Source organism: Streptomyces sp. S3(2020), assembly GCF_013044505.1.
Taxonomy (GTDB): Bacteria; Actinomycetota; Actinomycetes; order Streptomycetales; family Streptomycetaceae; genus Streptomyces.
The window spans coordinates 1-8,179 of sequence record NZ_JABERD010000314.1; the positions used below are offsets into that span (position 1 = coordinate 1).

Here is an 8,179-nt window from a genome sequence, read left to right on the forward strand (position 1 = left end):
CCCCATACGTCAACTCCACCCCACCCTGAACCAACGCCACCGCATCCGAATCGACCCGCACCCGCGCCTCGAACACCTCAGGCACCGAACGACCATCCACCACCCCAACCCCGACACCACTCCACTCCTCCAGCACGCGCTCCTCGTCCGCGCCGAGCAGCGGTACCGAAGTGAGGGGCATGTCGGCGTCGGCGACAACGGCCTCCATGAGCCGGGCGAGCCGGTCGACCATGGCCGCGACCGTGCTCTCGTCGTAGAGGTCGGTCGCGTACTCCACGTCCCAGCTCAGGCCGGCCGGGCGACCGTCGTCACCGGTGATCTCCTCCACGAAGAAGGTCAGGTCGAACTTCGCCGCCGGGTGCTCCAGGGGTTGCGTGGCAGCCTGGGCGCCGGCGAACTCGTAGACCCCATCGATGTTGTTCTGGAGGACGAGCATGGTCTGGAAGAGGGGATGACGGGCGGTGGACCGGGCCGGATTGACCGCCTCCACCACCCGCTCGAACGGCAGATCCTGATGCCCGTACGCCTCCAGATCAGCCGCCCGCACCCTCGTCAACAACTCCCGGAACGTCGGATCACCCGACACATCCGTACGCAACACCAACGTATTGACGAAGAACCCCACCAGGTCATCCAGACTCTCGTCCGAACGCCCAGCCACCGCCGTACCCAACGGAATATCCGTACCCGCACCCAACCTGCTCAACAGCGCAGCCACCGCCGCCTGCAACACCATGAACAGCGTCGACCCGCTCTCCCGCGCCAACCCCACCAGACCCGCATGCAGCTCCGCACCCGAACGCGCCCGCACCAACGCACCCCGATGCGACGCCACCGCCGGCCGCGGCCGGTCCACCGGCAACTCCAACTCCTCCGGGAGATCGACCAACGCCTTCTGCCAGTAGGCGAGTTGGCGGGCGGCGAGGCTGTCGGGGTCGCGTTCGTCGCCGAGCAGGTCCCGCTGCCACAGCGTGTAGTCGGCGTACTGGATCGGCAGCGGGCTCCAGTCCGGGGCGTCGCCGGTCACGCGGGCCGAGTAGGCGGTGCTCAGGTCACGGGCCAGGGGCGCCATCGACCAGCCGTCACCGGCGATGTGATGCAGCACGAGTACCAGCACGTGCTCCTGCTCACCGATCTCCAACAGGTCCGCGCGCAGGGGGAGTTCGGTCGCAAGGTCGAAGACGTGACCGGCGGCGGCGGTGAGCAGGGCGGGCAGCCGGTCCTCGGTCGCGGGGGTGACGCGCAGGGTGAGGCCGGGCGCGGTGAGGATGTGCTGGCGCGGTTCGCCGTCGACGGCCGGGATGAGGGTGCGCAGGGCTTCGTGACGCAGGGCCACGTCGTTGAGGGCGGCTTCGAGGGCGGTGCCGTCGAGGGGGCCGCGCAGCCGTACGGCGAGCGGGATGTTGTACGTCGAGCCGCCGTCCTCCCACTCCCGCAGGAACCACAGGCGCAGTTGGGCGAAGGACAGCGGGACCGGATCGGGGCGCTGTTCGGCGACGGTGAGCTGGGGGCGGCGTTCGCCGCTGTCGCGTAGGGCGGCGGCGAGCTCGGCGACGGTGGGCGCGGCGAACAGCATGGGGAAGGTGATCTCGGCGCCGAGGGCGCTGCGGATGCGGCTGATCAGCCGGGAGCCGAGCAGCGAGTGGCCGCCGAGGCGGAAGAAGTTCTGGTCGACGCCGACGCGTTCGAGGCCCAGGATCTGGGCGAAGAGCTGGCAGAGGACTTCCTCGTCGGGTGTGCGGGGCGGCCGTATGTCGTCCGTGTGGACGGTGGGGGCGGGCAGGGCCTTGCGGTCGACCTTGCCGTTGGAGTTGAGCGGGAGTGAGTCCAGCACCACGAACGCGGTGGGCACCATGTACGGGGGCAGTTCCTCGGCGGCCCGCTCGGCGAGCTCCTCGGGGTCGGGGGTGCCGGATTCGCCCGGGACGACATAGGCGACCAGGCGCTTGTCGCCCGGTCGGTCCTCGCGGACGACGACGATGCGCCGGCCGACGCCCGGGAGGCGGCCCAGTACCGCTTCTATCTCGCCGAGTTCGATGCGGAAGCCGCGGATCTTCACCTGGGCGTCGGCCCGGCCCACGAACTCGATCACGCCGTCGGGCAGCAGGCGTACCAGGTCGCCCGTGCGGTACATGCGCTCGCCGGGGCGGTCCGGGCAGGCGACGAACCGTTCCGCCGTCAGTGCGGGCCGTGCGGTGTAGCCGCGGGCCACGCCGGCGCCCGCGAGGTACAGCTCGCCCGTCGCCCCTTGGGGCACCTGGCGCAGGGAGTCGTCCAGGACATGGGCGGCCATGCCGTCCATGGCACGTCCGATGGGTACGGTCGCTCCGACGCGGTGGGGCGGGCGCAGCGTGAGGAAGGTGGCGAACGTGGTGGTCTCGGTGGGGCCGTAGACATGGACGAACTCGGTGTGCGGGCAGCGGTCGAGGACACGCTGGATCGCCTGGGGCGAGCAGGCCTCGCCGCCGCTCCACACCTGCCGCACCAGGTCGAAGACCTCGGGGTCCTCCTCGGCGACGAGGTTGAACAGGGCGGTGGTCAGGAACAGGCTGGTGACGCCGTGCTGTTCGGCGAGGCGGCGCAGGGTGCGCGGGTCGAGCTGGCCGGGCGGGGCGAGCACGGCCTGGTGGCCGGCGAGGAGCGGCACCCACAGTTCGTAGGTGGCCGCGTCGAAGGCGTGCGAGGAGTGGACGAGGACACGGTGCTGTGCCTCGCCGTCCCAGCAGTGGTCGGCGGCGAGGGCGAGGATGTCCCGGTGGGTCACGGCGACGCCCTTGGGCGCTCCCGTGGAGCCGGAGGTGAACATGACGTAGGCCAGCCCGAGGGGGTCGATGACCGTGCCGGGGTCGGTGTCGGGGCAGCTTGCGAGGGTGGTGTCGTCGTCCACGGCGAGCGTGGTCACCAGGTCGTCGAAGAGGTCGCCCGGGTGTGTGGCGCGGTCGCTGAGCAGCACCGGGGCGCCGGTCTGCTCGATGACCGCGCGCATGCGCGCGGCGGGGTAGGAGGGGTGCAGAGGCACATAGGCGGCACCCGCTTTGAGGACCGCGAGCAGGGCCACCACCAGGTCGGTGGAGCGTTCCATCAGCACGGCCACGGCGGTCTCGGGGCGGTCGCCCACGCCGAGCCCGGCCAGCCGGTGCGCCAACCGGTTGGCCGCGCGGTCGAGTTCACCGTAGGTGAGGTGTGTGCCGTCACCGCGCAGGGCCACGGCGTCGGGGGCCCGGCGGACCTGTGCGGTGAACGCCGCTATGACATGGTCGTAGTGGTCCGGGCCGGTACGGCCGTTGTCGTCGCCCACCGCTCCGCTGCCTTGCCGGGCCTCGGCTCCGGTCGACGAGATTCCGTCGTCGGGCATGTCCGCGTCACGATGGGTCGGCATGGCTTTCCACTCCACCTTGTCTGGGGTTGACGGATCTCATGAACGGGAGATGCGAGGGGCGGCCGAGAGGCCGGGGTTCAGGCGGAGTAGACGCCGGGGAGTTTCGGATAGGCGCTGGCCTGCCACACGGATTCGACACCCGTGACATAGCGGGTGAGCCGTTCCAGGCCGATACCGAATCCGGCGCTGGCCGGAATTCCGCCACGGGCCATGTCCAGATACCAGCCGTACTTGGCGGGATTCTCCCCAGTCTCCCGCATACGGGTCACTATCCGCTGGTATTCGTGCTCGCGTTCGCTGCCGCTGGCTATCTCGCCGTATCCCTCGGGCAGCAGCAGATCGAAGTTGCGCAGCACACCCGGGTTCTCACGGCTCTCGCGGTCGTAGAAGCCGCGCGAGCCCTTCGGGTAGTCGGTGACGAAGAAGGGGCGGACGGTCTCGCGAGAGAGCCGGGCCTCGTCGGCCCAGGCGATCTCGGCGTGCGGGTCGCCGGCCACCCGGGCGACCGCGTCGGCGTGCGACATCACGTCGAAGGGGCCGGCCAGCACGTCCTGGAACCGGCTCATGTCCCGGCCGAGCCGCGCCAGTTCCTCCCCCATGGTGGTGGCGGCCTCGCGGACCGCCGTGACCACGATGCCCTGGGCGACCCGCATGATCTCCTCGCGGGTGTGGCCGGCGGCCTCGACGTCGATCTGGTGGAACTCGGCCAGATGGCGGCCGGTGTCGGCGGTCTCCGGGGGCTCCAGACGGACGTTGGGCGCGATGCAGAAGATCTTGTCGAAGGCGTGCAGCGAGGCCTGCTTGTAGAGGATCGCGCTCGTCATCAGCTTGTAGCGGCGGCCGTAGTAGTCGATGTCGACCTGCTTGGCGCCGCGCACTCCGGGGTCGGTGACGGGACCGATGATCGGCGCGCACATCTCGACGAAACCGGCCTCGTCGAGATGTCGGCGTATCGCCATCAGAATGCGGTGCTGAATACGCAGGACATCACGGGTTACCGGGTCGGAGAGATGTTCCTGCGGGGATTCCGACGGCCGGTTCCGATGAAATGCCGCCGTTTCCTTCAGGCCCATTGCCATATGAGGTCTCGATTCTCTCAGAAGGGCGCGCCGATCCAGCCCGCACAGTCCGGCCGACTGCGGCTCCGGCTGATTTCAGCGTGAGATTAGTACGCGGTTTTTCGGTCAATCGGCAGTTGCGTACGGCAGATTCGCGGAACTTCGTGCGGCGGACCCTGAACGGGTGCATGTGGCAAAGACGCGGCGACGAAGCGCGATAGAGGGGCTGCCAGGCCCTAGCCGGCGAGTCGGCGTTCCAGGAACGCCACGCCCTGGTCGACGGCCAGGAGCCGCCAGGACTGCTGGGCCATGTCATTGAGGGCGGTCTCCCAGGTGCCGTCAGCGGCGTCGGGAGACAGGGAGGCGAGCAGGATCGTCGCGTACTCGTACCCGGTGCGCGAGGCGAGGGCGGCCCACTCGGCGGCGCCGGCGCGGTCCGGCGGGACGGAGCGGGCGGCCTTGGCGAAGGCGTCGCGGCTCTCCTCGTCCAGCCGCAGGGCGTCCGCCAGCAGGCGTACGGTGTCCTGCCGCGGCCGTTCCACACGCCCGTGTTCGAGGTCGCGGATGGCCCGGACGCTCAGTGCCGAGAAGTCGGCGAGCTGCTGCTGGGTGTAGCCTTCCCGGTTGCGGTGGAACTGCAGCAGGGATCCGAAGGAGCTGGTGCTGGTCAGCATGGTCACGGTTCCTGTCCCCCGTCTCGGTGTGATGAGTGCGAACGGTCACTGCCAGCCGGTGGTGTCCTTGCTGGCCGTCGGGGTGGGGGTGGTAGCGGCCTCGTCGGCCACGATCCCGACGCTGGTGCCGGAGGACGCGGAGTGCGTGGTGACGGCGGCGACACCGACGGCAGGGACGGCGACGAGCGCGAGCGTGACGGCGAACTTGGCGACAATCTTGGGCATAGCGGACATGGAAGGGCCTCCTGACTGAGGGTGCGGGTGCTGTTCCGGTGGGTTCGAGCCGGGAGCGGAGGGTGCGCTCCCCCGGCGTCTGGTGGCGGGCCCCGGTCGGGGTCCGGCGCCTGCCGGTGCCACCACTCTCAGCCCGGCGCCGCGCAAATGTCAGCTCTCGGCCGTGTCCTCATCCGGCACCCGCATAGTCCGTCCATCCCTGCCCGGGAGTTCCAGGAGGCGGTCGAAGTACGCCCCTACGATCGCCGCCGAGCAACTGGTGATCCTGCTCCGTTGCAGGGCGGGCAACCGCGCGACGGTGCGCCGCGAGACCGCGAGCGCGGCCTGCTCCGCCATCGAGAGCGACTCCGCCACGACATAGAGCCCCAGGGTCAGCGCCTGGCCGGCGCCCGGGTGGACGCTCACATGCTCGACGCCCTCCGCGGAGGTCGCCTGCGCGATGAATTGTGCGGCCAGGTCTTCCGGCACCCGGAAGTCACGAGGCGTGTGCAGTCGCACATGGATGAGATGCATCCTTCGATCCTCGGAAAGCAATCGATGACCAGCAAGCAAGAAAGGTGGACGCTTTCTGCCAAGGCCTGAAAGCGCCACTATCCGGAGCCATGAAGCCGAAACGATTTTCCCGGGAACTGGTGACACCCGGGAATGCGTGCTTGGATTGCCCCCGTCGTCGGACGGCCACCGACCCGGGGGAGAGCATGGTTTTGGCTGCGCTCGGTCTTGACCAGACCTGCGAATCCGTCTATCGCGCACTACTGGCCCGCCCACAGCTGGGCCTGGTGCAACTGCGGGAAGATCTCGGCCTTTCGGACGCCGATCTCCGCGGGGCACTGGACAAGCTCAGCGAGCTGGCGCTGATCCGGACGTCGTTCGACGCCCCTCACTCGTTCAGGGCCGTGGATCCGGAGATCGGCGTCCAAGCGCTCATCGCCCGCCAGCAGGAACGTTTGGCCTCTGAGCAACAGCGCATCGAACAACTCCGCCTCGCCGCCGCCCATCTGACGGCGGAGTTCTCGCTGGCCCGGCCGCGGCACATCACCGAAGAGGTCGAACGCCTCGACGGCATAGAGGAGATACGGGACCGGATCAGCATCCTCGTCAAGAACGTCGCGTCCGATGTGATGACGCTGGCGCCCGACGGCGCCCAGACCACGGAGAACATGGAAGCGGCGCATCCGCAGGACCTGGAGCTGCTGGAACGCGGAGTGCGGATGCGGACCGTCTATCTGGACAGCGTACGGAACAGCCCCGCGACCACCACCTACGCGAAGTGGCTGACCGGCCTCGGCGGCGAGGTGCGCACCGCCCCGTCGCTGCCCATCCGCCTGATGATCCTCGACCATCGCACGGCCATCGTGCCGACGGACGAGGAGGACAGCGGGGCCGGCGCACTGGTGCTGACCGCGAGCGGCACCCTCACCGCGCTGAGCGCCCTCTTCGAGACCATCTGGGAGAACGCCGTCCCCCTCGGGACGACGACCCGCGACCGCAACGAGCGCGGTCTGACGTCCCAGGAAGCGGAGGCGCTACGGCTGTTGAGCCGCGGGCTGACCGACGAAGTGGTCGCCAAACGGCTCGGGGTCTCCCCGCGCACGGCCCGGCGCATCGCGGCCGACCTCATGGAACTCCTGGGGGCCCGCAGCCGCTTCCAGGCAGGTTGCCGCGCCGTGGCGAGAGGGTGGCTGACGGGGGACGAATGAGGCGGGAATCCGCGCGGTTCGCCGGTTACGGCGGAACTGCCGGAGGAGAACTGCCGGAGGGGGAACCGCCGTTCCGTAATGCCGAGTGAGTCCGCAGCTCAGCCGGGAATTGCGGCGGGGCGGGAAAGAATTCGGCCATTCCCGCACCCACGGGGACTTCAGCCGCAACGCGGGTCCGGTCGACTGCCGGTCAACCGCCGCCCCAACTGCCGCCTGTCGCACGGCCCGGGACATAGCCTGCTGCCTTCGTGAGCGTCTGCGAATCCAGGCTCCGACCACGGAGTGTCCCAGCAGTAAGGAGTCCTCATGAAGAACTCGTCCCGGACGGCGGCGGCGACCGGCGCCGCGGCCCTGCTCGCCGCCGGAATCCTGGTGGCGGGCTCGGCCACGGCCACCGCGGCCCCGGCCAAGGCCGAACGCATCACCTCGGTGGAACAGCTGAAGGCGAGCATCCAGCAGGCCGCTGCCGCGGAGCAGGAGGCTGGTGGCGACGTCCTGAGCGGCAACGTCGTCGGCCGGGCAGCCGTGGCCGCCTGCTGATACGAGGAGGCCGAGGACCGTGAACGAGGACGAGTCCCCGACGACCTGGTGTCCGAGCGGTGAAGCGCACGCGCCCGAAGCGGTGGTTCTCGGCGTGCGGTCCGCGCAGGAGGGCCGGGTGGTCTATCTGGCCGACCCTGTCCCTGCGTCGCAGGTGCTGGGCGACGTGCCCGAAGGAGTCGAACCGCGGCGGATCCTGCGGTTCGCCTCGCACTGTGTCACCAACTGCGTCAACCGCAGGGGCGACGACTGCACCCTGGTCGAACGGGTGCTCGCGACGCCGCGGGCGGCCGGGACCACCGTCCCGCGCTGCCATCTGCGCACCATGTGCCAGTGGTGGAGCCAGAGCGGCGTCGAGGCGTGCCGGCGCTGTCCGGCCGTCTCGACCCGCCATCGCGCGGACGACGAACTGGCGGAGCTGATCGCGGATCCCACGACGACCCGCGAACAGCTGAACGCCTGGATCGCCGCCGAGACTTGATCCTCGTTCTCCCGGGCCCCGCCGACGTCACGGCGGGGCCCGGGAGAACGAGGATCAAGTCACGGCGGCGAACCAGGAGTTCGGCGGGTGTGTCTTATACCCATCTGCCGATG

The 8,179-nt window shown here is 69.8% G+C and carries 8 protein-coding genes; 3 read left to right on the forward strand and 5 right to left on the reverse strand.

The genetic code is table 11. The features are described from left to right. From HLK59_RS45935 to HLK59_RS45955, 5 genes are all read right to left on the reverse strand, one after another. On the reverse strand, window positions 1-3,379 hold a 3,379-nt coding region (locus HLK59_RS45935; RefSeq protein ID WP_171147628.1), incomplete at its 3' end, for a non-ribosomal peptide synthetase. Between the two features lie 77 nt (window positions 3,380-3,456). Next, on the reverse strand, window positions 3,457-4,458 hold the full coding sequence (locus HLK59_RS45940; RefSeq protein ID WP_346779978.1) for an asparagine synthetase A: 1,002 nt from the start codon (window positions 4,456-4,458) through the stop codon (window positions 3,457-3,459). A gap of 215 nt (window positions 4,459-4,673) precedes the next feature. Next, on the reverse strand, window positions 4,674-5,111 hold the full coding sequence (locus HLK59_RS52555) for a helix-turn-helix transcriptional regulator (protein ID WP_171147630.1): 438 nt from the start codon (window positions 5,109-5,111) through the stop codon (window positions 4,674-4,676). Window positions 5,112-5,156: 45 nt separating this feature from the next. Further along, window positions 5,157-5,336, reverse strand: a complete 180-nt coding sequence (locus HLK59_RS45950; protein ID WP_171147631.1) for a hypothetical protein — start codon at window positions 5,334-5,336, stop codon at window positions 5,157-5,159. Window positions 5,337-5,495: 159 nt separating this feature from the next. Beyond that, window positions 5,496-5,858 carry a hypothetical protein gene (locus HLK59_RS45955; RefSeq protein WP_171147632.1) on the reverse strand — a complete coding sequence of 121 codons (363 nt, stop codon included), beginning with the start codon at window positions 5,856-5,858 and terminating at the stop codon, window positions 5,496-5,498. A 185-nt stretch (window positions 5,859-6,043) separates the two neighbouring features. Here HLK59_RS45955 and HLK59_RS45960 point away from each other — a divergent pair, with 185 nt between their 5' ends. The 3 genes from HLK59_RS45960 to HLK59_RS45970 all read left to right on the forward strand — a co-directional run bounded on the left by HLK59_RS45960 (window position 6,044) and on the right by HLK59_RS45970 (window position 8,066). Continuing rightward, window positions 6,044-7,045, forward strand: coding sequence for a LuxR family transcriptional regulator (locus HLK59_RS45960; protein WP_171147633.1), 1,002 nt, complete (start codon window positions 6,044-6,046; stop codon window positions 7,043-7,045). A gap of 306 nt (window positions 7,046-7,351) precedes the next feature. Continuing rightward, the gene (locus HLK59_RS45965) at window positions 7,352-7,585 is read left to right on the forward strand and encodes a hypothetical protein (protein ID WP_171147634.1); all 234 of its coding nucleotides are present in this window, start codon (window positions 7,352-7,354) and stop codon (window positions 7,583-7,585) included. A 19-nt stretch (window positions 7,586-7,604) separates the two neighbouring features. Further along, window positions 7,605-8,066, forward strand: coding sequence for a hypothetical protein (locus HLK59_RS45970; RefSeq protein ID WP_171147635.1), 462 nt, complete (start codon window positions 7,605-7,607; stop codon window positions 8,064-8,066). The last annotated feature ends 113 nt before the right edge of the window (window positions 8,067-8,179 follow it).